The 23,841-nt window shown below is 34.0% G+C and carries 30 protein-coding genes; 15 read left to right on the top strand and 15 right to left on the bottom strand.

All coding sequences use genetic code 11. The annotated features are described in order from the left end of the window. The first annotated feature begins 15 nt into the window (after positions 1–15). From L950_RS09570 to L950_RS09560, 3 genes are all read left to right on the top strand, one after another. Positions 16–975 (top strand): efflux RND transporter periplasmic adaptor subunit, encoded by a 960-nt coding sequence (locus L950_RS09570; protein ID WP_021188551.1) that lies wholly within the window; start codon positions 16–18, stop codon positions 973–975. A gap of 13 nt (positions 976–988) precedes the next feature. Beyond that, entirely contained in the window at positions 989–1,432 is a 444-nt protein-coding gene (locus tag L950_RS09565; RefSeq protein ID WP_031287440.1) for a hypothetical protein, read from the top strand. A 187-nt stretch (positions 1,433–1,619) separates the two neighbouring features. Continuing rightward, a complete protein-coding gene (locus L950_RS09560) occupies positions 1,620–2,171 on the top strand; it encodes a dihydrofolate reductase family protein (protein ID WP_021188549.1) in 552 nt (183 codons plus the stop codon). 48 nt (positions 2,172–2,219) lie between these two features. On the opposite strand, the gene L950_RS26290 is transcribed toward L950_RS09560, so the two are convergent. Both L950_RS26290 and L950_RS09550 read right to left on the bottom strand, forming a co-directional pair. Then, positions 2,220–2,906 carry a hypothetical protein gene (locus L950_RS26290; protein ID WP_132768132.1) on the bottom strand — a complete coding sequence of 229 codons (687 nt, stop codon included), beginning with the start codon at positions 2,904–2,906 and terminating at the stop codon, positions 2,220–2,222. A 264-nt stretch (positions 2,907–3,170) separates the two neighbouring features. Next, positions 3,171–3,497, bottom strand: coding sequence for a hypothetical protein (locus L950_RS09550; RefSeq protein ID WP_156169630.1), 327 nt, complete (start codon positions 3,495–3,497; stop codon positions 3,171–3,173). Positions 3,498–3,718: 221 nt separating this feature from the next. Here L950_RS09550 and L950_RS09545 point away from each other — a divergent pair, with 221 nt between their 5' ends. The 3 genes from L950_RS09545 to L950_RS29795 all read left to right on the top strand — a co-directional run bounded on the left by L950_RS09545 (position 3,719) and on the right by L950_RS29795 (position 5,516). After that, positions 3,719–4,360, top strand: a complete 642-nt coding sequence (locus tag L950_RS09545; RefSeq protein WP_021188546.1) for a DUF4272 domain-containing protein — start codon at positions 3,719–3,721, stop codon at positions 4,358–4,360. Between the two features lie 57 nt (positions 4,361–4,417). Continuing rightward, positions 4,418–4,738, top strand: coding sequence for a hypothetical protein (locus tag L950_RS29800; protein ID WP_031287437.1), 321 nt, complete (start codon positions 4,418–4,420; stop codon positions 4,736–4,738). A gap of 160 nt (positions 4,739–4,898) precedes the next feature. Beyond that, positions 4,899–5,516 carry a hypothetical protein gene (locus L950_RS29795; protein WP_021188544.1) on the top strand — a complete coding sequence of 206 codons (618 nt, stop codon included), beginning with the start codon at positions 4,899–4,901 and terminating at the stop codon, positions 5,514–5,516. An 84-nt stretch (positions 5,517–5,600) separates the two neighbouring features. Here the strand turns inward: L950_RS29795 and ubiE are convergent, their stop codons facing one another. Further along, a complete protein-coding gene (gene ubiE, locus L950_RS09530; protein WP_197086333.1) occupies positions 5,601–6,353 on the bottom strand; it encodes a bifunctional demethylmenaquinone methyltransferase/2-methoxy-6-polyprenyl-1,4-benzoquinol methylase UbiE in 753 nt (250 codons plus the stop codon). Positions 6,354–6,398: 45 nt separating this feature from the next. Further along, the gene (locus L950_RS09525; protein WP_021188543.1) at positions 6,399–6,992 is read right to left on the bottom strand and encodes a TetR/AcrR family transcriptional regulator; all 594 of its coding nucleotides are present in this window, start codon (positions 6,990–6,992) and stop codon (positions 6,399–6,401) included. A 51-nt stretch (positions 6,993–7,043) separates the two neighbouring features. Between L950_RS09525 and L950_RS09520 the strand changes: the two genes are divergently transcribed. Both L950_RS09520 and L950_RS09515 read left to right on the top strand, forming a co-directional pair. Then, positions 7,044–7,229 (top strand): hypothetical protein, encoded by a 186-nt coding sequence (locus L950_RS09520; RefSeq protein WP_021188542.1) that lies wholly within the window; start codon positions 7,044–7,046, stop codon positions 7,227–7,229. Between the two features lie 544 nt (positions 7,230–7,773). Continuing rightward, a complete protein-coding gene (locus tag L950_RS09515; RefSeq protein ID WP_231577025.1) occupies positions 7,774–8,562 on the top strand; it encodes an NADAR family protein in 789 nt (262 codons plus the stop codon). A 1,015-nt stretch (positions 8,563–9,577) separates the two neighbouring features. Here L950_RS09515 and L950_RS09505 read toward each other — a convergent pair. Both L950_RS09505 and folE read right to left on the bottom strand, forming a co-directional pair. Next, positions 9,578–9,853: a hypothetical protein gene (locus tag L950_RS09505; protein ID WP_021188538.1), complete on the bottom strand. Its 276-nt coding sequence runs from the start codon at positions 9,851–9,853 to the stop codon at positions 9,578–9,580. 170 nt (positions 9,854–10,023) lie between these two features. Beyond that, positions 10,024–10,698, bottom strand: coding sequence for a GTP cyclohydrolase I FolE (gene folE, locus L950_RS09500; protein WP_021188537.1), 675 nt, complete (start codon positions 10,696–10,698; stop codon positions 10,024–10,026). Positions 10,699–10,855: 157 nt separating this feature from the next. Between folE and L950_RS09495 the strand changes: the two genes are divergently transcribed. Both L950_RS09495 and L950_RS09490 read left to right on the top strand, forming a co-directional pair. After that, entirely contained in the window at positions 10,856–11,656 is an 801-nt protein-coding gene (locus L950_RS09495; protein WP_021188536.1) for a ZIP family metal transporter, read from the top strand. 12 nt (positions 11,657–11,668) lie between these two features. Beyond that, entirely contained in the window at positions 11,669–12,358 is a 690-nt protein-coding gene (locus L950_RS09490; protein WP_156169628.1) for a hypothetical protein, read from the top strand. Between the two features lie 135 nt (positions 12,359–12,493). Here L950_RS09490 and L950_RS09485 read toward each other — a convergent pair whose 3' ends face one another. Continuing rightward, complete coding sequence (locus L950_RS09485; RefSeq protein ID WP_021188534.1) at positions 12,494–14,071, bottom strand: Na+/H+ antiporter; 1,578 nt, start codon at positions 14,069–14,071, stop codon at positions 12,494–12,496. Between the two features lie 292 nt (positions 14,072–14,363). On the opposite strand from L950_RS09485, the gene L950_RS09480 reads away from it, so the two are divergent. Then, positions 14,364–14,993 carry an NAD(P)-dependent oxidoreductase gene (locus tag L950_RS09480; protein WP_021188533.1) on the top strand — a complete coding sequence of 210 codons (630 nt, stop codon included), beginning with the start codon at positions 14,364–14,366 and terminating at the stop codon, positions 14,991–14,993. Between the two features lie 85 nt (positions 14,994–15,078). Here L950_RS09480 and L950_RS09475 read toward each other — a convergent pair whose 3' ends face one another. From L950_RS09475 to L950_RS09460, 3 genes are all read right to left on the bottom strand, one after another. Next, positions 15,079–16,137 (bottom strand): class I fructose-bisphosphate aldolase, encoded by a 1,059-nt coding sequence (locus tag L950_RS09475; protein ID WP_021188532.1) that lies wholly within the window; start codon positions 16,135–16,137, stop codon positions 15,079–15,081. Positions 16,138–16,525: 388 nt separating this feature from the next. Beyond that, the gene (locus L950_RS09465; protein WP_021188530.1) at positions 16,526–17,104 is read right to left on the bottom strand and encodes a hypothetical protein; all 579 of its coding nucleotides are present in this window, start codon (positions 17,102–17,104) and stop codon (positions 16,526–16,528) included. A 289-nt stretch (positions 17,105–17,393) separates the two neighbouring features. Then, complete coding sequence (locus L950_RS09460) at positions 17,394–18,017, bottom strand: zinc-ribbon domain-containing protein (RefSeq protein ID WP_156169626.1); 624 nt, start codon at positions 18,015–18,017, stop codon at positions 17,394–17,396. Between the two features lie 509 nt (positions 18,018–18,526). Here L950_RS09460 and L950_RS09455 point away from each other — a divergent pair. The 4 genes from L950_RS09455 (at position 18,527) to L950_RS09440 (ending at position 20,782) form a co-directional block, all read left to right on the top strand. Further along, on the top strand, positions 18,527–19,420 hold the full coding sequence (locus L950_RS09455) for a hypothetical protein (RefSeq protein WP_021188528.1): 894 nt from the start codon (positions 18,527–18,529) through the stop codon (positions 19,418–19,420). Positions 19,421–19,548: 128 nt separating this feature from the next. After that, complete coding sequence (locus tag L950_RS09450; protein WP_021188527.1) at positions 19,549–20,001, top strand: hypothetical protein; 453 nt, start codon at positions 19,549–19,551, stop codon at positions 19,999–20,001. Continuing rightward, complete coding sequence (locus tag L950_RS09445; protein WP_021188526.1) at positions 19,971–20,207, top strand: hypothetical protein; 237 nt, start codon at positions 19,971–19,973, stop codon at positions 20,205–20,207. The genes L950_RS09450 and L950_RS09445 overlap by 31 nt, the downstream gene beginning before the upstream one ends. A 41-nt stretch (positions 20,208–20,248) precedes the next feature. Beyond that, positions 20,249–20,782 carry a SecDF P1 head subdomain-containing protein gene (locus L950_RS09440; protein ID WP_156169624.1) on the top strand — a complete coding sequence of 178 codons (534 nt, stop codon included), beginning with the start codon at positions 20,249–20,251 and terminating at the stop codon, positions 20,780–20,782. Between the two features lie 298 nt (positions 20,783–21,080). Here L950_RS09440 and L950_RS09435 read toward each other — a convergent pair whose 3' ends face one another. The 5 genes from L950_RS09435 to L950_RS29780 all read right to left on the bottom strand — a co-directional run. After that, positions 21,081–21,482: a RidA family protein gene (locus L950_RS09435; protein WP_031287428.1), complete on the bottom strand. Its 402-nt coding sequence runs from the start codon at positions 21,480–21,482 to the stop codon at positions 21,081–21,083. A 186-nt stretch (positions 21,483–21,668) separates the two neighbouring features. Next, positions 21,669–21,947, bottom strand: coding sequence for a helix-turn-helix domain-containing protein (locus L950_RS29790; RefSeq protein ID WP_197086332.1), 279 nt, complete (start codon positions 21,945–21,947; stop codon positions 21,669–21,671). Between the two features lie 185 nt (positions 21,948–22,132). Further along, a complete protein-coding gene (locus tag L950_RS29785) occupies positions 22,133–22,468 on the bottom strand; it encodes a DUF6597 domain-containing transcriptional factor (protein ID WP_197086331.1) in 336 nt (111 codons plus the stop codon). 310 nt (positions 22,469–22,778) lie between these two features. Continuing rightward, the gene (locus L950_RS09420; protein ID WP_021188522.1) at positions 22,779–23,462 is read right to left on the bottom strand and encodes a hypothetical protein; all 684 of its coding nucleotides are present in this window, start codon (positions 23,460–23,462) and stop codon (positions 22,779–22,781) included. Positions 23,463–23,496: 34 nt separating this feature from the next. Then, positions 23,497–23,841, bottom strand: a 345-nt coding sequence (locus L950_RS29780) for a hypothetical protein (RefSeq protein ID WP_037525336.1), incomplete at its 5' end; no start/stop codon positions are given.

Genomic DNA, 23,841 nt, shown 5'->3' with positions numbered 1-23,841 from the left:
TTCGAAACCGTTCCTGTGAAGAAAATTAATCCTTTGGTTATCCTGAAACTAGCGGGTGAATTGCAACCTGATCAGAGCACAGAATTGTTTGCTAAAGTAAACAGTTACGTTAAAAATATCCGTGTAGACATCGGTGATCGCGTTTCTGAAGGACAGATCTTGATGACGTTAGAGGCTCCTGAGATCCAGTCGCAGGTAGCAACTGCTAAAGCGAAATTTAAGGCCCAGCAAGCTGTTTATGTATCAACGCTGGCTACTTATGATCGCATGGTTAGAGCCAATCAGACTGCGGGCGCTATCGCGCGCGATGCAATGGATCAGATCACTGCCCGGAAATTATCGGATCAGGCAAAATTGGCCGCCGCAGAATCAGCGTATCATGAAATCAAAAATATTGACGATTATTTAGTGATCCGCGCACCTTTCAGTGGTATCATCACGGATAGAAGTGTTGATTTGGGTGCTTATGTGGGACCAATGGGTAAATCACCGTTGTTAGTGGTTCAGAATAATCAGAAATTGCGTTTGAATCTTTCCATACCAGAAGCAAATACTCCTTTTATAAAACTGGGGGATACCATTCAGTTTTATGTGAGATCGCAACCGCAACATAAATATTTTGCGAAGATAAGCCGTAAATCGGGTAGTCTTGATTTAAAATTGCGATCGGAGAAAGTTGAGGCAGATTTTATCAATACCAATAATGCTTTGAAACCTTTTATGATAGCCGAAACACAAATTCCTTTACAAAATAGTGAAGCGACTTTCTTTGTCCCAAAATCTGCCGTTGTAGACAGTAATATGGGGATGTATGTCATTGCCGTTGAAGGTGGGAAAGCAAGAAAGATTGCGGTAAGCAAAGGACGTGTGATGCCTGAGATGGTCGAAGTATTGGGCGAATTGGCAGAAGATACGGTGATCCTTAAGATGGGCAATGAAGAGATTCAAGATGGTTCAGCAATTCCAAATAAATAAAATATTTAAAATCATGATAAAACAATTCAACACAATAGCGATGGTGGCAATAGCCGCCATCGTACTGGTATCCTGCACGAATGAAGCACCGAAAGAAGCGGGGGCGATTAGTGGAACACCGGCTCAAAAGCCTATTCTGGTTCCAGCTCCTGCAGGAACGTCAACTCCTAAAAAGGGAGATCAGGTACCCAATAATCTGGTCTGTATGGTGAATGATGCCTATATGGGCAAACAGCAACTGGAAGTTCCGTTCGAGGGTAAGCTATATTACGGTTGTTGCGAGATGTGTAAAGAACGTATTCCAAATGATGCCAAGGTCAGAATGGCGGTCGATCCTCACACTTTAAAGAAGGTAGATAAAGCAACGGCCTACATCGTGTTGATCGGAGATCAGGATGAAGTCGCATACTTCGAAAGCAAAGATAACTACGATGCATTTCTAAAAGCTTCGCAATAGGAAGTAGAAAGAAGGATAAAAGGTGCTTTTCATTGACTTGAAGAGCACCTTTTTTAGATCTGTATTTTGGATGATTCTATGTAAATAACTGTGTTACTTATGGGCAAAGTGAGATTTTACCATTCAAAATTTGTATTTTCATATTGGTATTTCAGAAAACGGGCATTCATATAAAATAAGAGCGGTAATGAAGAAAGTAATTGCAGCGATCAATATGACACTTGATGGTGTTTTTGATCATACGGCCATACAACCGGACGAAGAAGTTCATCAGCATTATACGGATTTATTAAAGGATTCAGAGGTCATTCTATATGGTAGAATTACATTTGAGCTTATGAAATATTGGCAGACGTTTTTAAAAGATCCTTCAGAAGAAAAATCGATGAATGACTTTGCCATAGCAATAGATCAGATTCCTAAAATAGTCTTTTCAAATAAACTGAAAGATACGGATTGGGATACCGCAAGATTAGCAACTCAGGATATTGAAAAGGAAGTTTTAGTTCTGAAAGAAAGTTCTGAGAAAGATATTTTACTGGGCAGCAGGAGTATGATTAATCAACTGATGAAATGGGATCTGATTGATGAATACCAGTTTTGTGTGCATCCGCTTATCGCAGGTAAGGGCTTGTCATTGTTTGAGGAAATGCATGATCGAACTTTATTGAAGCTCATCAAAACGAAGATCTTTAGTAGCGGTGCGATCATCCTTTACTATGAACCGTTAAGGGGGTAATTGTATTTTATTAATTCGTATTATTCAATATTTCTCTATTTGAATCGATCAGAAATTTATAGTTTTCCTCAATTTATCATTCATTATTTTTACAATTTTTCCCGTACCAATTATCCTGCTTCCTTCACGAAATTCAAAAAACATTCCTTCTTCCAACCTGCCACTGAAATATTCTTGTCCAATAATTCTAAGGGTAGCTTTAACTTCCTCCCCAGGATATACAACTGTCTTATTAATAAAAGTCTGTTCTCCGGATGTTTGCATGTCGTCAAAATCAAATTTTACTTGTGGTCTATATTTTGAAAAAGCTGGAGTTGATCGACCTCCTTCTTCCAGAGTTCTATAAGTTAATTCAGCAACAAAATCAATCATTTTAATTTTATTTTGGTAATAAATGATTATTTGTTCGATGATATAAGAAAAATCAGATCGATTATAAAGTACTTCTGCATATTCAATCATTTCTATTAATGAACTTCCAGCTTCACATCTCCAAGCATCGAGAGATGTGGAACCGATAGCATTCTTTCGGATTTTATCTATTGTAATAGGCTTACCAAAATAACTTTCAAACTCTTGTATAAATTCCGAGATTTTTAATGAGTGAGCATTAGGCCAATCATTTAATGCATTGATCAATAAGGATGCTGTTTTATTAAAGCTATCATCATTTTGATATAATTCGGTTAAAAAGACCAATTGATCAAAAGTTTCAAACTTGGTTTTATTTTCCATAAATGCTGTTGTAAATTTATTTATCTTTTTTATTTTAAAACTTTTTAACTTGTATAATAGCATTTAGTATTCTCTAAACTTCTTTACATTATCCAAATAGAATAACTCGAAATAAGAAGAATGTTACCCTAATGAATAGAAAACATCATTAACTATGATAATTTACTGAGGTAAAGCCATACTGCTCATCATAATAAATAGGGGTCTCATCATTAATGCTAATATTCGATTCGTAAAGGGTGTTTGCATTATTACATGATGTTTTTATTTATAAGCGTAATAACAACTTTGACTGTAAAGGCGTTTTAAATTTTTTGCAGATACCCAATGATACTTATTTAACATAAACTTTTCAAAAGCTTCAAAAGCAATAAATGTAATCTCTGTCCCTGAATGAACTGGGTTTTCTTGTACATAGCGATTTCCCATTTTATTCACGGCCTTACAAATTAAATGACACTCTTCCAGTTTTTGTGCACTTAAATTCGGAAATACAGTTGACAATCTTTCATTGATCGGTTGTAACCAGTTTTCACCAAAATCCATTGAAAGTTCTAGACCGTAGTTTAGTATATCAATTGTTAGTGGCATCTGCTTCATTGATAATGATTGTTTTGTTTTCCTTATAAAGCTACCAATAAGCGCTCATGAAAGCAATATGTAATTAATTACAATCATAATTTAACGCATATTCTCTTCTTTATCGTGTTTGCAGATACTATCTTAATCTGTATTTTCGTTTGAGAAGAGAAATGACTTCCATGCTTTGATCATTTTCAAACTATATTTACTATTATAATTGACAATATAAAATGACAGAAGAAAAAAAACATCAGATAAAATTAGAAAACGATAAAATAATTAAAGATAAAGGTTATCGTGTTAATGATTGGCTTCCCATTTTAGAGACATCTTCTTTTCGGACATTGGATGAAATAAAAGGCAGAATGTCGGTTATGAATGCGCTCATAAACATTGCTTTTGAGGCTCCAGTTTATATTATTAAGGAATGGCTTGAAAACCAAAATCTTCTCGTATTTCTTTCAGATGCTGAAAAAGAAATCTTAGAAAAAGACAATGATGAGCTAACGGATATCGAAATTAATAGCCTGAATTGGTATTTAGAGAGTTTATGGGCTTTAATGTGGGCAACTGGTATGATTGAGCGTCTAGCAGCAGAGGACTATGTCGGTGATCATATGGTCTCCCTGTTACCTAATTTACAACATGGTGAAACGAATATTAAGCTTGAGCGTCTGTCAAAAGTGCGGACAGAGATAGAGCTATATACGATGCTGGATTACTATTATAGATTGCATTGGTACTGTGTAGATGAAAGACTAAATGGCCGTCAAGCTAAGTTAAATGAAGGAGTGATTTATGAGCGACGGAAATCTTTGGAATGGGCATTCAACCGCGAAAATGACTGGGATAATGTTGAAATGGGAACGTAAAAACCAATATTTAGTTCCGGCTTTTTCCTAATCACTTTAAAAATAAGATTGAAATAAATGACACAGAGAGCAGCTATACCATGTCCTGAATGTGACAGAGAAAAATATTTTGAGGGACTGTGCTATTCTTGCAAAAACAGAAAGTTGCGAGAACATTATGAATCGATGAGCAGAGGCCAGATTCTTGAAACGGTTGAAAATATTATTGCAAAAATTGAAACCATTGACAAATGGGAAGAAGTCTATAAAGATTTCTCTGGATTACTGGCTTACCAGGACATTGATACAAGTAAAATTGCTGACGCAGCATTTCAAAAAAGATCTTTTATCCGCCAACCTTATATAGAAATGCATCAGATGAAATCCAAGATCAATTAATCGCATTAATCTGTACACCTGATTGTGCATATGCAGGCCATATATTAAGTTGTCTTGCAGTGGTAGGTGGTGAAAAAGTAAGAAAGACTTTCCATGAACTGGAAAAAATCCACTGCCTTGGCGTAAAAATCTGTATGTAGATCCTTCATTTTATGCCGCATTGGGCGGATGGACTTTTGATCAAGCAGGAAACAAGGTTCAACTTAATTATGAAACGTGTTATTCACTTTTAGAAGATGAACAACATGAAGATGATGCAGTCAAAGTAGCTGTACCAAAAAATGAGAATTGTCAGATCTGTAAGTGTCAAACGGTCGATATATTAACCCTAAATGGAAACGACGAACGGCTATCATTTCTTGGATTACCAGGGCTTCTAAAAATTCCAATATGTCCGAATTGTGCAAGTATGTGTGAAAAGACAATAGTTCGTTACCAAATTGATGGAGCGAGCACTTTTGAGATCGTAGAACCGTATACAAAAGAAAACTATTTGTCGTTAGCAGATTTTAAAGAATTGACAACAAACAAACTGGCGTTATCAATTTCAAAAAAACCTGTATATTTCGCATGCGGAAATGATGATGTATCAATAATAGGAGGGAACGCAGAATGGGTGCAAGATTGGCAATATGAAAACTGTCCTGACTGTCAAAAGAAAATGAAATTACTAGCGGCTCTTTCCTGGGATCAAATCATGAACGGTTCAGAAGGAACACTTTATGTTGAAATTTGTACAGATTGTTCTCTTGTCGTAGCTTTTCACCAACAAACGTAAGTGAAATATTAGTTTTTGTTTCAATCGCGAAATATAATCCCATAAGTGGGCTTCCTGTTGAATTGTACTGCTGATCTTTACATTTCAACAGGAAGCCAGCTTTTTATTATTGCTTTTTACCAACATAAATGGTGGCTGCACCAAAAAGTTGTGGATAGCTTTTACTTTAACAAAGCCGGATTCTTCCAGTATCTTCAAGAATTTATCTCCAGAAGGGAAGTTTATAGCCGATTTGGATAGGTAAGCATATGCATTTTTATCTTTGGAAAAGATTCGGGCTATCCTTGGCATGAGGTGTTCCGTATACAGGAGATATCCAAATTTTATTAATTTATTTGAGGGAACCGAAGTTTCTAAAATAACAATCGTTCCGTCAGACTGCATTACTCTGTACATTTCTCCAAGTCCTTTTTCAAGGTTTTCAAAATTCCTTACACCGTAGCTGATATTGACTATATCAAAAGAACAATCAGCAAAAGATAGAGATTCAGCATGCTGCACTTCAGTGTGAATGCGTCCGTCTAATTTATTGGCACTAATTTTTTCATTTGCGATCTTAAGCATTCCTTTAGAGATATCAACACCGATTATATTTTCAGCTTGCGTCCTTCCTAAAAGAATTGCCATATCGCCGGTCCCGGTTGCGACGTCAAGTATGTGACGGGGATGACATTCTGAAACTATTTTAAAAACTTTACGTCGCCAACTTTTATCCATCCTAAAGGTGATAATATTGTTTAGGAGATCATACTTTTCGGAGATGGTATCAAACATGTGTTCAACCTGTTTACTTTTTCCTTCTGTCGAGTCTAAATAAGGTGTAATTTTCGCGTTCATATTTTTTAAATGATGCCGATCCAATTTAAGTTGAATTATTATTAGTTACTGTGGATGTGTGAAATAGGGATACATTAAAGCCTTGATGGAACTGACATAGGATTCATACGCTTGGAGACCTTCAAGTTTTTCATTAATCAAGTTATGTGAGGGCCAAAAGTCAACCACAATAAAAATATTGTTGATCAGATAATCCCACACTTCTTCAGGAATATCATTTCTTAACACTTTCTTTTGAACCATCAGGTTAAAGAAACGTTTGGTTTCCTTTTTTCGTTTAATCACTATTGCGGCATATGATTCGCGGATTGAAGGAATCCATAAGGAGATTTCAACAAAGTTTATGAATATAAACTGATAACGAGTGAGCAGATTATAAAAATCTTTGAAAATAGTAAATACTAATTCCATGTCAACACCTTCTACATAGTTTTCAAGAGATGCCATTAGCATATCTGATTCTTTAATCAGACGGTCAAATAAGGCTTGTATGATATCCTCCGTATGTTTGAAGTGATAATGTAAATTCCCTGCACTGATACCTATTTCTGTGGCGATGTGGCGGGTACTGGTATTACGAAGACCTCTGGTATTAAAGACCTGTAATGAAATTTCAAGAATGCGTTCTTTTGTATTCATATTCAAAATTAGAACTTTTGTTCTAATTTGAATATATTTTTACTTTTGTGTATGAAAACGCAAAAAGAGAACTGGTTCATAAGAAATCTTAAAGATATTCGAGAAACTATTTTTGGTTTTAATACCACAGATAGTACTTTGAAAAGAGCGAGTAAGGTTATGGGATGGTATATGTTTTTAACCTTGATGACATGTGGAATAGTCGCTACCTTGATCGCAATTTCTTTTGCACATTAAAGCAATACTTATCTGACCCATTCTTGCTGTTTTATGGTCTATCGTGGATTCTTATTCGATATTGCAGGCAGACAGGACAGCCAATCCCGGTTTTAAATAACTGGTTGACAGATTTTGTCTTTGTTCCATTAATCGCATATATCGCATTTTGCATTGGCAATCTCCTTTTAACTTTATACAGCGCACCCCATTATTATCCATTATATCAGATACTTGTATTAGCGTTTTTCGTTTCCATTGTTTTTGAATATATCATGCCTAAATACACCAATTACAATGTCAGTGATCCAATAGATACCCTGTGTTACTTCGTAGGTGGATGCTTTTATTATTTCTGTCATCAAAATTATTTGAAAAGTAAATTTAGCTAACGATTATCCATAAGATTCTTGATTAACACGAAAGGACATAATCTAATTTGGAATATTTCACCCTTTCTTGAAACAGAAAAAATAAATGTTTTTTGGGAATTAATGTTAGATATTATCTAAATTGAACACACTCTAAGATACGGCATAATAAAATTTAAAAATCTCAATATCAATTGGATAGACTAGATAGCATCAAAATGAAGATAAAATACGATATAGATTGGTTAATTGAAAGATTTGAAAGTGGTGAGACCTTGAAATATATTTTCTTTTGGGGACATGAAAATAGACATAAAGATGTGGTAAGTAAATCTTGTTTTAGCCAATGGTTTGATTGCCCTTTTAAGGTTGACAGTGTTAATTATAAAACTTCTGAACACTGGATGATGGCTCACAAAGCTCTACTGTTCGGTGATGATAATCTTTTTGATAAGATCATAAATTGTGAAAAACCTGGAGAAGCAAAAGAACTAGGCAGACAAATCCTAGGCTATGATCAACAAATCTGGAATGAGCATAAATTTGAAATTGTAAAACTGGGAAATATACATAAATTCAATCAACATCCCAGATTAGCAAATTATCTTTTGCAAACAGAAAATAGAATTTTGGTAGAAGCAAGTCCGGTTGATGTAATTTGGGGAATTGGTATTGCTGTAGATAACGATGATATTGAAAATATTTATAATTGGCGTGGAGAAAATCTCTTAGGTTTTGCATTAATGTATGTGCGTGATTTTTTTAAACAATTTGGACATTTCAAGCCACTTGAGAATTCCATTCAACCACCGTGGAAGAAATTCCCTAATATGGACAGTAATGATATGTTTTGGAGTATGGGAAAAGGAGAGGACTATCTAACCCAATTTTCAGAATATTATAATGGACTTGATGACAGAGAGAAAATGATTTTTAAAATGACGAACACATGCCCATATGAATGGCAAAGCTTTTATGATTAAGTAATTATGATGCGAATTCCACTTTAAGGAAAATAGATAATTAAGTTAATAAAGGAACTAGGATTCAAGGAGAAGATAGCTGCGGTAATTAAAAATCAATTTAGAAATGAGTAAATATAAAATCTGGATTACTATCTTCATTAATTTAATGATAAGTGCTTTGTATTTTAAACAGATTTTATATAGCGGAAATCTGCTTCCGCTACTTAAAACGAAAGAAATATTACTGACACCATTTTTATTATTTTACACAGTATTAGGAATCGTAACCTGTCTTTTTCTAGATAAAAAAATAGTTAAAAATCAGCATATTACTGCAGTTATTTTATTGATTGTTATACTTGGTTTTTTGATTTTCCCAGTTTCGTTCCTACATCATAGAAGGGGATACGAACTTGCACTACCGTTCCTATCAACCCTTGTAGAGCCCATTAAAGTCAAGTACTTATTTGGCCAATCTATCAAAGTTTTATTGCAGAAAAACATTGTTCTGATGGTGATCAGCTTTTGCTTGCTCTTTTTTGTATCCTTCTTTTTTAATATGGATTCGACCAATTATCTTTATGCTTACGGAGGAATGTATTTTCTGATGTTGGCAATTCTAGACTATTACTTTCATCAAATAAAGTTCAGCTCTCAACCACATTGATTGTTTAAGACTACAATAGTTAACTATGGTTTTAGCGAAATGAAACTACATTCAATTGAAGCAGTAATAGATCCCGAAAATGTGGCCTGCCAAAGTATTAGAGAAATGTAATTTTATTAAAGAAGGATATTTTAAGGAAAATGAGTTCTACAACGGACAATTTTTGGCTACTGTCATTTATTCGAAAATAAATGGATAAGTAACATACTACGTATGAAGAAAAAAAATCCATGTACATTACATGGATTTTTTCGCTTTAAAAGCATATTTCATTGTCCTTTCTTTGAATGAACAGGTCACATTAAATATGCTTCCTGATATCGTGAGCAAACTATAGGCAGTCAAGCATAACTGTTAGTCTATAAATTATTTCAATTCAATGATTTTATTATTATCCGCTTCTTTAACCTCTTGTTCAATCGAAATCGTAAGTTTCGAAAATATCGTAAATGCTAATAGTAAGATAAGTGCAACCGGAAATATAATTCCGATAATTATTGCAAAGAGCAATGAAATGCTCAAGTACACTTTTCCAGTACTAGAAGAAACTTTTAATTTAGAATTTTTTAGCGAATCAAATGCTTTTTGAAAACCATTTGTGATTGTTTTGCTATTGATGTCGAAGATTGTTTTAGTTTTCATGATAAATCTGTTTATGTATTTGTTTATGATTCAAAAGTAGCGCTATTGCGTTTCAAAGCTTAGTGGAAATAGGTGGATGAAGGAAGAAAATCGGTAAACCATTATTTTTTAGCGGTCAGTAAGAATAACTATATAGCTCTTTAGTATTTAAACATAATAGATGTTATGATCTATTTTAATAGGTTTAAAAACTCATTTCTCTTTGTCTCTGAAGAGAAAATGCCACCATATTCAATGGAAGTTGTACTACTTGTACTGTCCTTAATACCGCGGGCAGATACACAAAGATGCTCGGCATGGATCACCACAATGATATCATCGGTCTGTAAAGCAGATTTCAATTCATTATATATCTGCAAGGTTAATCTTTCCTGCACCTGAGGTCTGTGTGCATAATAATCGACCACACGATTAATTTTAGAGAGACCGATTACCTTATTCTTTGCAAGGTAACCGATGTGCGCAAGTCCTACAATGGGCAGAAAATGGTGTTCACAGGTTGAATTTACACGGATATTCTTTTCAATCAATATTTTATTATAATCATATTTATTGACGAATGTAGAAAGCTTTGGCTTATTTAAAGGATTGAGACCATAGAACAATTCCTTTATGTACATTTTAGCGAAACGGTAGGGCGTGCCACTTAAACTGTCATCATGTAGATTTAATCCAAGTTCCCACAATATTTGTTGAAAAAGCTCGGAAATGCGATTCATTTTCTCTTCATCAGTTCTGAGAAATGCATCCGGTCGTAAAGGCGTTTCAATTGAAGTCATGGCATGTTGATCTCCGATATCCTCTGTATTGGAGATTGTTTCTGTTTGTGATAATGAATTCATCATGATTTATACTGTTGTTATATTAATTCGAAGTGCTATTATTAAATACTTAACAAATATAAACCTAAATTCTTCAAATGCAACTAAATTGCTTTTGTGAATTATCTTATCTATATTTGACCATTGATAATCCAATTGACATTTTTAATTATTATAATAAATGAATGCTATACTTATTGTTTCTATACTTTTTTTATCTCCATTTATAAGTGGAATTTCCGTTTTATCAGTCAAACGGGATCGTTCAACATTTTTAAAATTGATTCTTTCGTTCAGTGGTGCCTATCTTTTTGGACTGACGATACTTCATCTTATTCCGCACGTGTATGCAGATGCGTCGGAGCATATGGATACCATTGGACTGTATATACTTGGCGGGTTCCTGTTCCAGCTTTTGCTAGAACATTTCTCCCAAGGAGTGGAGCATGGACATATACATATGAAGAAGGAAAATATCAATTCTTTTCCACTAGCTATTATGTTGAGTTTATGTGTCCATGCTTTTTTAGAAGGTATGCCTTTGGTTAGTGCACAGCGTCAACATCTTGTTTTTGGTATCGCGATCCATCATATTCCAGCAGCATTTGCATTGGGATCTTTACTTCTGGCCTCTCAAGTTTCAAAACGAACATTACTGATTGCTATTTTCGTATTTGCTATGATGACGCCAGCAGGTTTTGTGACCAGTCAGTTTATCAGTCAGCATGCTGTGGGTGATCTTGCACAATATTTTGATAAAATTATGGCTGTAGTGATCGGTATATTCCTTCATATTTCCACTACAATTCTTTTTGAGTCCGGATCTGCAGACCACCATGTTTTCAATAAAAAGAAGATGATTGCAGTATTATTGGGAATAGTATTATCACTGAGGAGTTTAATCTTTGGCGGTCATGATCATAGCATTCTGAACATGATCACCATAATCACGAATCACATCACGAACATTAAAAAAAGCTAAAGAATGAATACAATGAATTACAAATTATCGATTCTCTTGATGATCCTCATTTTTCTAACTGGATGCAATAATTGTCAAACTGGCATAAGTACGATTAAAGTCGGGAAAACAGGTAATGAGGTTAATGCGTTTATAGGCCAAGATCTCCATTTTAAAACAAATATTTACTTTCCTGAAGGAATTAAATTGCTGAAAGTGACATTTGAACCAATAAAAAAGACAGATTGGTCCTATGTGAAGGATTATACTACCGATGTCAAACAACATAATCAATATCATTTAAGCGGGGTTATACCTATTCCAGTGTATTTAGCAGTCGGAATTTATAAATTATGTATCAAAGCAGTTTCGGAAGTAGGAGAAATTGCAGAGGAGGAAACTGAGATCAATCTAAAAGTAGATAGTTCGATGCCATTTGCCTCGAAAATTGATGTAGGTCTTAATGCGAAGAAAGATAATCTGCATCTGGAATCAGAAATTACTGCCTCCAAAAAGATTAAAAGCGTAAAGGTTCAGCTTAAATGGGGTTCAGCTTCCAAAACCTATACTTATAATACAGACGCGATGATCGGAGCTCTACAATATACCTTTCATGAGCATCTGGACCTAAAAGACTTTAAAAATGGGAAATATGATGTTATCTTCATCGTAGAAGATCAAGAGGGAAGACTATTTGAAACAAAAGGAGATTTTATAAAATAACACTTTTCAATATTAAAACTTATTTATAATACGATTCCTAATCTTAGCATATGCAAGATAACACATGCTAAGCTTAGGAATCAAAAACGTTATGATTAATCATGTTGTTTCGACACTGGATTTATGGTCAAATAACTAACTTTTCATATTCAATCTTTCTTCTTGAAGATCGAGCAATCGAAGATGTTTCCTGATAATTTCTTCATCTAACAGAAGCTCCTCGCGGTTTTTATTGATAAGCCATGTTCTTTGCGTTTCGATTATGTCAATATAAATACTTCGATATTCAGCGAAATTAATGATGATTTCAGAACTGCTCAATTGATTTTCATATTTTTGCAATTGATCTTTCAATGTTGGAAAACTATCTATTTTGTGAGCATAATCTTTACGGATTTTATCCACTGCCACTTGAGCGAGGTTGTTCTGAATTTCATAATCGATTTCCTTTTCACTTCGAGTAAAATCCTGATCTATTTGAGGGAATTTCCTTAATAAGAAAGGAAGCGTAAGTCCCTGGACAAGTAATGTTAAAAGGATGACGACAAAGGTGATGAAAAGTATGAGATTTCTTTGAGGGAAAGGAGTTCCGTCCGCTAAAGTCAGGGGAATTGAAAGTGCCGCGGCCAAAGAAACAACACCTCTCATTCCGGTCCAGCCAATGATTAAAGGAGTTTTCCAGCCAGGAGATTTGGCATCAGCAACGGTAATGTAATTTCTCATAATTAAAGTCGTTATCACCGCCGCATAACCGGAGAAAATTCTAACAAGAACCAGCACTACAGTAACAGCTATTCCATAACCGATTGCTGTATAAATATCAGTATCTCCCAAACCAGAAACAATTTCAGGTAAATCTAAACCAATGAGCATGAAAACAATTCCATTTAACAAAAAGCAAAAACTTTCCCAAACTGTTACAGTACGTATTCTCGATGCACTGCTCAAGAAATCATGACTACGATAAGACAGAAATAATCCGCCACTTACCACCGCCAAAACTCCCGACGCATGCAGTTCCTCCGCCGCCAAATACATCGAGAAAGGGGCGATAAAAGTGAGCAAAATATCAGTATTAGAATCTGTCGGAAGTATTTTGTGCATTTTCAGAAAGATGTATGCAAGTACAAGCCCGATGCCTACGCCACCAATGCACATCCATACAAAACTTCCCGCCGCTTCGTACCATACAAATTGCCCTGTTGCCGCAGCAATCATCGCAAACCTGAAAATGATTAAAGAAGAAGCATCATTCAGCAAACTTTCGCCTTCGAGGATTGACGCCAATCTTTTAGGCACCTTTACAAATTTTAAAATTGCTCCAGCACTTACTGCATCTGGCGGCGAAACGATTCCGCCCAATAAAAAACCTAAAGCTAAAGAAAATCCGGGGATGAAATAATTAGCGAAGACGGCTACCGATAATGCCGTAAAAAAAACGACTACGAAAGCGAAACTGAAAATAATTCTGCGCCATCGCCATAGCTCTTTCCATGAGGTTGACCAAGCAGCTTCATACAGCAACGGTGGTAAAAAAATGATAAATATTAACTCTGGTTCTATTTTTATTGTGGGTACTCCCGGAATAAAACTTATGGAAAGACCAGCTAATACAAGCAAAACAGGATACGCGACCTGAATCTTTTTCGCCAACATGATCAGCATGGTGATAAGCAGCACCAAAAAAAGATAAAATTCGAAATTTTCTAGCATGTGTAAATTTTAGTTACATAAATATATATTAAATTTTTAGCAACATTTACAACCTATTTAAAATTTAAATGAGTTGTAAATGTTGTCATAGAAATAATGTGTGATGCATTTTTCCAATTTCCATATGTATCCAGCATCTAATAGTTTGCGGTGTAAAAGATTGTTGCTATAATTTTTATTCCGTACAGATTAAGCAGATCCAGCCTTCATTACCAACTATGGTATTTTTAAACAATTAAAACAAACAGTAAGGTCGAGCTGTATTACTTATTCACGACAAAAAAATATCATTATGAAAGTTGCCATCATCGGAGCATCCGGATTTATCGGATCAGCTATTTTAAATGAAGCGCTGAGTAGAGGTCATGACATAACCGCTATTGTCCGAAATCCAGAAAAAGTAACGGTTTCCAACCCACGTCTTAACGTCAATAAAGGAGATGTTATAAAAGAAGAGGAGTTGGTCAGCCTTTTGAAAGGAAACGAAGCTGTTATCAGTGCTTACAGCGCAAATGACTCATCGACCTATGTAAAGGCTATCACAGCTATTATTAATGCTACGAAAAAAGCAGGTATTACGCGATTATTAGCTGTTAGCGGGGCCGGAAGCCTCAAAGTAAAACCCGGAGTACAATTGTTAGATACCCCAGAATTTCCCGCTGAATGGAAGGACGGTGCTACTGCTACACGTGACGCATTTGATGTTATCAAGCAGGTGACCGACCTGGATTGGTCTGTCTTGAGCCCAGCCATGGTGATCGAGCCCGGCCCGCGTACAGGTATTTTTCGCTTAGGGAAAGATCAAGTGTTATTTAATGATAAAGGAGAAAGTAAGATTTCTACAGCCGATTTCGCAGTAGCTTTGCTCGATGAGCTGGAACGACCCGCACATATCAAACAACGTTTTACGCTTGCTTATTAAGCTTGGAATAATTGCAGGAAGATATATCAGATAGGAAACAATGCTGTAATGTATCATAACAGCATTGTTTCCTAACTGATATACCTTATGCGATTGAAATGGTTTCATCCAGGTAAATATCTTGTATCGCTCTAAGAATTTCTATGCCATCTTTGAGCGGACGTTGAAAAGCTTTTCTACCCAATATTAGCCCTGTGCCTCCGGCTCGTTTGTTTATAATCGCTGTTCTAATAGCCTCAGGAAGATCGCGTTCACCTTTCGATTCACCTCCTGAATTAATAAGACCAATTCTGCCCATGTAGCAATTTGCTACTTGATAACGGCAAAGGTCAATAGGATGCATGGATGATAAATCCGTGTACATTTTAGGATTGCTTTTTGCAAAATTAATGGTAGTGAATCCGCCATTGTTTTCCGGAAGTTTTTGCTTAATGATATCAGCCTGTATGGTTACACCTAAATGATTGGCTTGACCTGTAATATCTGCCGCAACTTCATAATTAACGTTATCCTTAGTAAAACTATTATTACGGGTATAGCACCATAAAATACAGGGCATTCCTAACTCATGAGCTCTTTCAAAGGCTTCGGCAACTTCTACAATTTGCCTGTTTGAATTTTCTGAACCAAAGTAAATCGTAGCACCTATTGCAGTTGCTCCTAAGTTCCAAGCATCTTTTATACTCCCAAACATAATTTGATCATACTTTGTAGGATAAGTAAGCAATTCATTATGATTTATTTTAACGATGAATGGAATTTTATGTGCATATTTTCTAGCCATTATAGCAAGATTCCCAAAAGTTGTTGCAACAGCATTACAACCTCCTTCGATAGCAAGCTTGATGATATTTTCTGGATCAAAATACAAAGGGTTCGGAGAAAAAGAAGCACCAGCAGTATGTTCTATCCCTTGATCAATTGGCAATATGGATAAATATCCGGTATTAGCCAGATGTCCATGTTTGTAGAGTGCCGCAAGATTTCTAAGTACCTGAGGATTGCGGTTGCTTTGCAGGAAAATCTCATCGATAAATTTTGGGGAGGGAAGGTGAAGTTGTTCCTTCAAAATTTTTGGTGTATTAAAGCCTAGCAGATTTTCGCCTTCGGCACCTAATTCTAATAAAATATTTTTATAATTCATAACGTGATGATATTATTATAAATAAAGTACATTGAGATAATATGCAGTGATTTAAACTGTTATTACAATTAAAGTTAACTAATGATTTCGATAGTCCCTAGTTTTTAACATATTATTTGAAGATTAATTTACAATCTTAATTAAAAAGACATCTTGTGCAGGATTGCATTCGGAATAAGAATTCTTATAAAAAATTCAGTGCAGAAGTTTTTGATTCAAAGGGTATAGAGGATGATTGGGGAAATGCAACATCATCATGCTTTCCAATACCTTACATAGGTCATGATGAATACATATCAGATAGTTGCTTGAGATCTCAGGTTAAAGCAAGTGGAGGTATAGCTCATACCAAGCACTTCTAGCTATTTAAAAACGGCTGACTGGTTTTCTATTTCAAATCCGCGTTTTTGAAATCAAATGGTATCCGCTCAATCGAATTTTCATTTTCGATCATCAGTTCAATTTTAATTTCGTCTTTTTCGGTTGCTGCCATATCTTTTTTCAATTTAATCAGCTTATATTTCATATTTGTATGCTTATCTGTCAAAGTGAGGTTATTGTAACCGTGGTCTAAGTCTTCATTAACAGCTATTATTAAATCTTGATTTTTAGTAGATCGATATGCATACATTAAGTCATAAGACTTGAAATCAATGCTTTTATAATCCTCCCCATTATTGGTTTTATACCTAAAATCTGGAAATGCTTTTTGTATGTTGGCAGAATCTACAATTGAAAAATAAACAGTTGGATTTGCTTTTACTACACTTTTATCTATTAAATTGATGTTTTTTTCTAAACCTTTCAGTTTACCCAAATTGAAATACGATTTTTTATTTTCTGATGGTTTGAAGTATATGATCGTGCCTTTAATATCAATTTTATGATATTTTTTATTTTCCTCAAGTTCGTACCTTGCTACAACATTAGCTCGTCTAAAAGAATTTTCAAATATATTATTGTGCAATATTTGTCCCTTATTATAGGTCGCAGTAAGCTATCTATTTTAATCAGGTGAAATCTGTCGTTGGGCTTATTTTCAAGTTCTAAACTTATCTCAATTTCATTGTACATCTTAATGGTGTGAGATAGTATTACTTTTTCTTGTGAATAAAGACAAATAGGAATCATTAAAACTAAAAGAGTTGTGAGATTTTTCATCTATACTTTGGAAATCGTTAAAATTCTGTCATTGCTTCATTTTGTTATGCTTAGAGATCGATCGTGAGTAAACGATAATTTTATTTAGCCGTTATTTAATCCCTCTTGATACTATAAATCTTACCAAATTCACTATTTGTATTATGTTGCATTGACTTTATTTGATCTTTAGTAAATTTTATTGTTGCATCGGCATAATCATTTTTATATTTTTTTAGCAAGTCGGAAAGTCCAGAATACTTTTTCGTTGACATACTATGTGTTTTAAAAATCAAAGTATCGCCTTTTACTTCATAAACCTTATACAGCGTATAGGTATCATTTTTTTCTATTTTGTATAAATCATCAACTTTTGGATTTGCTAAATATTCAGTTTCATTAACCGAATTTTGATAAACAGTAAAGATGATCATGCAGCATAACAATCCTATAACAAATAATCCAAAATAATGTGTAATTGGTCTTTTTGCTTTGGCAGATGCCATGAAATAGTCTTGCTTCATTTTTGGACTCATTTCATTTGCATATAGAACTTGTTTGCAATGACTGCATTGGCTCATTCCTTTTTTTGAAGTTGGAAAAAAAGGAATCCAAAAAATATGAAAATAGCGGGCTAAAAATAAAAAAGTAACAGTCCCTTTGCTACTGCAATTCTCACAGTCGTAAGACAGCATTTCTTTTGAATTTAAGATCTTTGCTCTTGTTCCAAATATTATCATAGCCTGATTTTATTAGGTTTTATTTTTCCGGATTCTATTCTTTAGTTCTTTTAACAGTTTCGTACGACTTTTAGTTTTTATTATATAGTCCACTAGTGCATTATTGTTGATATTTTCTGCATTTGGGCATAGTTATACTAGTAATAAGTTTTAAAGCAGTTATCTAAAGTGCATCGTTGCTGTTAGCAGTAATAAAAATACATTTAATAATCAAAACCAAATAGTAGATTTACAATTCGCGAAACATGTTTTACAATTCGTGTAATAAGTCAGTTTATTCCCTTAAACTGATTTAATAACAGTATTTTAGTAAATAGAAGCTACTTCGAAAATTGCGTTTTACGAACCAAAGTCTACTTGTATATACGGATCAGGTAGTATACTTTGGCAAAATATATGCGCTGTAAGAGTATGGATGCGAAAGAAAAAAATGGAAAGTGCAATTTTACAGTAAATTGCATCAATACTTATTGTATATAGACATCGTTATCAATGATTTATTTAGGCTTATGAAAAGTAAAAACGTATTACTGGTTGTAGTTGTTTTGTTGTTCCAGACCTTGTGTTTGGGACAAACTCAAGAACATACGAAAATAGACTTCATTGTTACTAATGATTATATGTCTGAAAGAAATCTTTCTTTGATGGGAGGGCCGATCCCAGTAAATTATAAGAAAGAGATTAAAGAAAGTTTACGAAATAGTTTTGTTGAGTTTTATGATGACAATAACAATATTACAGCGGAAAAATACTACAATAAAATAGGTGCATTATATCACACGAATCAAAATTTCTATGACAGCAAGAACCGATTAGAAAAAACACTTGAAATTGACGAATTTAAAAACGACACCTGCGTTATTCAGTATCAATATACAGACAGTTTAAATCGAGTGGCCCATAAACAAGTTAGTCGTTCATGTTCAAGTAATTTTCTCGATTTTTATTATAGCTATAATGAAAAAGGTCTGAAAATTAAAGAAGTACTGAACGAGAACAACACTTTACTCCGTAAAAAAGTCATTCTGGAAATTTCCAAAAATGAAAGACAAATAAGCTCGTATGATCAAGCAAACCGTTTATCAAATTATCAGTATAAGTATAATAACAAAGATCTGCTTATATACGAAAAACGTAAAGAATGGGATTATGTCCAAAAAGGAGAATATTTTGAAATTGGTGGCGAATATGAGTATTTGTATCAGTATGATAAAAATGGCAATTGGATAGAACGCATTAAACAAACCTATTGTCCAGCAAAGAAGAAAGTCGCAACAAGTAAAAAAGTGGATAACAAAAAAAGTCTAGTTAAAACAGAAGAACCAAAACTGCTCGAAAATATTGATTACAATTGCGAACCTGAAATCAAAGAGAAGCTGATCAGAAAAATATATTATAAGTAGAAATTTCCTTAAAAAACAGAATGGTTATTTTCGGCGAGAGTTTCAATATTTACATGAAGAAGTCCTATCAGCAGGAGTCGATATGATAATAGGGTAGATTTCGATAAAAAACATTAATACAGAAACAAATGACATCTTGGAAAAATTATTGTATGCTCTTCATTATACTTCATTTTGTCACAAATGCGTGTGCACAATTTACAGGATATTATAATTTGCACGATGGAGGTGTAGATATGCCATCTTCCTCACTCTTTGTTTTACCCAATAATGAATTTCTTCTTTTTTATTATGATGGATACCAAATCGGAAGTTGGAAAGAAATAGATAACAGCACGATAGTCTTAAGTGTAATCAAAGGAAAGACTGTCCCAATTACTATTTATGGAAAGTATAATAAGAATCTGACAGGTATAAGCATAGATGTATATGGTTTGGCAAAAGCAAACGCATTCATAAATTTTTCAAAAGATACTACTTCAAAAAAAGAGTTTCAACCTATTTTTAACGACTTGGCAAACTGTCTTGGTGACGACTATAAAATCAAAAAATGGTCGGTGAAAGTAATTGGGTTACCATAAGCTATCCTGCCGATCCTGATTTTGGAAGAAACAGTGTCAGATATCCTTATAAAGCGTTGACTTACACCTTTCCATTGAATAGACAATATAATGATTATGTAGCAATTCAAAATGAAGATGCTCTTCAGGACATTAAGGATTTTACAATTACCAAAAAAATGGGATTTTTACTATTAACGATCAAAAATCAGAGCGCACAGAATTGACCGATGAAATATTAAAGAAGATAGATGATGCAAAAAGGTTAATGAACAATAAAGAAATTAAGATCAAGGAAAAGTTTGGAACAAATGTAATTGCTTTTTCAACAGGAAAAACGGACATTTTTAAACCAGTTCTTAAACCCCTCTTCATAGCAAAATGTGATGATGATGTTGATGAACATATTGATGAAAAACAAGATAATTTCAAATTACTTCCGAGGGCTGACAGAGTGAACGGATTTTATACGGTTGTCAATTTTAAAGAAAATGAATATGATGCTAAAAAATATCAATTAGCCAAAGAACCCAGCATTCAGAAGGACGATATCTTATCTGTCAGTAAAGTAATATCAGATTATGGTGGTTATGAGATTCAAATCACTTTTACCGAGAAGGGGAGTGAAAAATTAGCACAATTATCCAGAACAAATATTAGAAAACCGATTGCAATTGTTGTTAATAAATTAATTATTTCTTCGCCTGTATTTGCTTCGGAAATAACTGGAGGTAAAGCTAATATTGCGGGCGGATTTTCTGAAGCAGAAGTGGATGAGATCATCGCAAATTTGAAAAACTAATTAAACTTATTTAGATAATAAATGACTTTCGATAATTATAAGTACGCCAGGTCTTTGATCATTCTCTTCAACGATCGAATCTAAACGCATGTCGATCGAAATTTTGTTAAATAACGTCGGTAAATATCTGGATTTGAAAATATTTATAGCTAATTGAACTATAAAACCGAGTTTCTTTGGTATTTTTATCACAGGCAGCAGATTTGTAGGGTTCTTAAGTAAATTAAAGAACCTCCAGCTTAAAAAATAGCAGAAGTTCTTTAATTTATATAGTAAGAATAACCTCAGCTTCGAATTGTTATTGTTGAGCAGCCCAGATTTCAATTTCAATTTTAAGTTCCTCAAGTCCTAATCCCTTTACATAAGCAATAGTCATCGAGGGATAGACTTTCCCGAATAACTCTTCCCATTTTGCATTTAGAAAATTCCAATCAATCTCTTCCGTAGCCCAGATGTTGACTTTTATAACGTCATCAGAAGATAAATTTTGACTATCTAGTAGCTGGCCTATATTTATAAATGTATATGCCACTTGTTCATTTATGGAAGAAGGAATGGATCCATTATTATCAATACCTATCTGACCAGAAAAAGTATATAGATTGGAATTTTTAGGAATGATCGTAACATGTGAATAGTTCCCGACAGGTACCGGAACATTTTTAGGGTTTAACCTAGCTACTTTTTGCGTGTTGTTCATACTCATTTTTTTAAAATAAAAACTATAAATTTTGTGAAATAGTGATGCAAATCTATGTTAAGAAAGATCTTAGCTATTTCGAGTACAAAAGTATAGGTGATATTTATTGTAGAATTGGATAAAACCGACAGTTCTACATAAAAATGCTTCAGATTGGTAAAGAAAGCATTTAGAGGATGGATTTGATCATTTGGAAGCATCCCATAGAGGAAAATTCAGCAACTTTTCGTTTGCATTAAGCATGAATCTTTCAGGGTTGGTCCCAGTAAATCCTTTGAACTCTCTAATATAATGAGATTGATCAAAATACTCGTTTTGATATGCGATTTCTGTAAGATTGTTAAAATCAGCTTGTCGTAAGATGTTTAAACCAGATTGAAAAGGCATAATTCTTGAAAACATTTTTGGAGGTATACCCACATATTGTTTTATTAATCGCTCGAGCGAGCGTTCCGACAAATTCATTTCTATTTGAGTTTCTTTAAGCGTTTTTCCGTTTTGAAGAAATAAGGATGCGATTGTAGCTTTCTCAGTATTGCGCTCAACTTTGCTTATGTGTTTTAATAAAAAGTTGGAGATAATTTTAATCTTTTGCTTTAAAGAGACTGCATTAATAAGTTGTTGAAGAATTGGTTCTGTTATAATATCTTCTAGGGGAACTTTTGATCATTAAATTCGAAAGCATCTATATTAAAAATAGTTTTTAAAGCTGTTGGCTGTAAATAAACTCCAATAATCCTAAAATTACCCATAACGCGATGCTCTGTAAACTTAGTTGACTGCCCCTGTATATACAACTGCGGTGCTGCCTGAGCATCCATATCAAAAAAGAGGTTTGGCTTTTCTTGAAAGATCAATGTAGGTATGCCATCTGGGATGATCTTAAATGACTTAACGCTAAAATTATCTGTGTCGTCTTCCAATACCCAAAAATATCGGATGTAGTCTTGTAAAGACGTTTCAGGAAGGAACTCTTGATAATGCATTTGTTTTTCTTTTAAAATTTAAAAATACAAAAAATGATGAAGAATACGGAGATCCTTTTCTTATGATCCGACAGTAAAGATGAGTACCATAAGTAGGCCTTTATTAGATTATACATATTTTAAAACACAAAAAGCCTCACATTTCTGTGAAGCTTTTCGTGTTTCTGCCGTTGCAGTCTTCAAGCCATTTTATGAGGGATTTGTTACTACTCGCTAATTGTACAGCAGACATATATCAAATCGTTCGTTTTTTTATAAAACTTCTATTAGTCCTAATACAGATATTTCATAATATGCTGAAGATAGGGTTTTAATAAAAAGAACTGTATAGCGTAATTTTCAGTTCTTGATCTTTTGCAACTTGATGTCTACGACCTCCCCAGCCCAAATTACCATTTGAAGCATGATAAATAATAAAATCAAAATCCGTATTTGCAGGTACTCTAATGGATACATATCCATTGTCATTAACTAAACCCTTAAGTGTTGATCGTTTTACAATATCACTTACATTATCTGATGTAACTTTAACAGAGTTAAGAGGAAAAGCAACGACACCCTGGTTACGCAATGGGGTATAGTCATAGGCGTTTAGGAGTCTAATCTTCAAAATACCTGAAAAATCAGATACCTTAGTAATCTTTTTACGTTCTACGCCAGCAGTTATTTGAACATATTCGTTTAATAGATAGCCGTTATTATTGACCATTATGGAATCTGTCAATAATCGATAATTTTTAGGTATTAAATCTGAAAAATATACTATGCCCTCATTATTGGTTAAAGCAGAGTCTACCGCCGCGTTTGGATATGAATTCGTTCCTGTATTAAGGAGGTAAACTTTAATTCCAGCTATACCATTGCCAGCGTCATCATTCAGTTTGTAACTTAATTTTCCCGTAGTCTCGTTATCGACGATGTTTACATTTATATCATCTTTACAGGAGGCCGTCGCAAGCAGCAGCCCCAGTAGGATAACAAATTTATATTTCATAATTAATTTATAATAAAGGATAATTATCAATATTTTATTGATAAACAACTATTGGATAAGTAACTGAAGCACCTTTCTGCACTCTCACATTAGCATAGCCCTTACTTACGTTTGTTGAAGTATTGTAGACACAAATCCAATAATCCTTGTCAGAAGGAACTTTAAATGAAATTACACCTTCGGAGTCTGTGATTCCTTTGAAGTCAGCAAGATTTATATATTTCGTGACATTGTTATCGTAATCAAAATTATTGTAAGGAAGTATAAGTACTCCCGCATTTTTTAGAACCGAACCATTATATAAATTAACTTTAACTTTTAAAGTTCCGGAAAAATCAGTCACTTTAATATCCTTATGCAGTACTGTCCTAAATAAATT

The organism is Sphingobacterium sp. IITKGP-BTPF85 (assembly GCF_001006065.1).
In the GTDB taxonomy this organism is placed as follows: Bacteria; Bacteroidota; Bacteroidia; order Sphingobacteriales; family Sphingobacteriaceae; genus Sphingobacterium; species Sphingobacterium anhuiense.
The sequence above is the reverse complement of the archived record's forward strand: the minus strand, read 5'-3'. Positions and strand labels throughout refer to the sequence as shown.

Coding starts and splice junctions, on each gene's coding strand:
- L950_RS09475 (WP_021188532.1), bottom strand. CDS start 16,137: ATGAATTATAAAAATATTTTATTAGAATTAGGTGCCGAAGGCGAAAAT.
- L950_RS09545 (WP_021188546.1), top strand. CDS start 3,719: ATGACAGAAGAAAAAAAACATCAGATAAAATTAGAAAACGATAAAATA.
- ubiE (WP_197086333.1), bottom strand. CDS start 6,353: ATGAACGCGAAAATTACACCTTATTTAGACTCGACAGAAGGAAAAAGT.
- L950_RS09520 (WP_021188542.1), top strand. CDS start 7,044: ATGAAAACGCAAAAAGAGAACTGGTTCATAAGAAATCTTAAAGATATT.
- L950_RS09455 (WP_021188528.1), top strand. CDS start 18,527: ATGAAAAGTAAAAACGTATTACTGGTTGTAGTTGTTTTGTTGTTCCAG.
- L950_RS09460 (WP_156169626.1), bottom strand. CDS start 18,017: ATGATAATATTTGGAACAAGAGCAAAGATCTTAAATTCAAAAGAAATG.
- L950_RS09490 (WP_156169628.1), top strand. CDS start 11,669: ATGAATTACAAATTATCGATTCTCTTGATGATCCTCATTTTTCTAACT.
- L950_RS09445 (WP_021188526.1), top strand. CDS start 19,971: ATGGTCGGTGAAAGTAATTGGGTTACCATAAGCTATCCTGCCGATCCT.
- L950_RS29800 (WP_031287437.1), top strand. CDS start 4,418: ATGACACAGAGAGCAGCTATACCATGTCCTGAATGTGACAGAGAAAAA.
- L950_RS09480 (WP_021188533.1), top strand. CDS start 14,364: ATGAAAGTTGCCATCATCGGAGCATCCGGATTTATCGGATCAGCTATT.
- L950_RS09420 (WP_021188522.1), bottom strand. CDS start 23,462: ATGAAATATAAATTTGTTATCCTACTGGGGCTGCTGCTTGCGACGGCC.
- L950_RS09450 (WP_021188527.1), top strand. CDS start 19,549: ATGACATCTTGGAAAAATTATTGTATGCTCTTCATTATACTTCATTTT.
- L950_RS09525 (WP_021188543.1), bottom strand. CDS start 6,992: ATGAATACAAAAGAACGCATTCTTGAAATTTCATTACAGGTCTTTAAT.
- L950_RS09560 (WP_021188549.1), top strand. CDS start 1,620: ATGAAGAAAGTAATTGCAGCGATCAATATGACACTTGATGGTGTTTTT.
- folE (WP_021188537.1), bottom strand. CDS start 10,698: ATGATGAATTCATTATCACAAACAGAAACAATCTCCAATACAGAGGAT.
- L950_RS09565 (WP_031287440.1), top strand. CDS start 989: ATGATAAAACAATTCAACACAATAGCGATGGTGGCAATAGCCGCCATC.
- L950_RS09440 (WP_156169624.1), top strand. CDS start 20,249: ATGAACAATAAAGAAATTAAGATCAAGGAAAAGTTTGGAACAAATGTA.
- L950_RS09505 (WP_021188538.1), bottom strand. CDS start 9,853: ATGAAAACTAAAACAATCTTCGACATCAATAGCAAAACAATCACAAAT.
- L950_RS29790 (WP_197086332.1), bottom strand. CDS start 21,947: ATGAATTTGTCGGAACGCTCGCTCGAGCGATTAATAAAACAATATGTG.
- L950_RS26290 (WP_132768132.1), bottom strand. CDS start 2,906: ATGGAAAATAAAACCAAGTTTGAAACTTTTGATCAATTGGTCTTTTTA.
- L950_RS09435 (WP_031287428.1), bottom strand. CDS start 21,482: ATGAACAACACGCAAAAAGTAGCTAGGTTAAACCCTAAAAATGTTCCG.
- L950_RS29785 (WP_197086331.1), bottom strand. CDS start 22,468: ATGCATTATCAAGAGTTCCTTCCTGAAACGTCTTTACAAGACTACATC.
- L950_RS09495 (WP_021188536.1), top strand. CDS start 10,856: ATGAATGCTATACTTATTGTTTCTATACTTTTTTTATCTCCATTTATA.
- L950_RS09485 (WP_021188534.1), bottom strand. CDS start 14,071: ATGCTAGAAAATTTCGAATTTTATCTTTTTTTGGTGCTGCTTATCACC.
- L950_RS09550 (WP_156169630.1), bottom strand. CDS start 3,497: ATGCCACTAACAATTGATATACTAAACTACGGTCTAGAACTTTCAATG.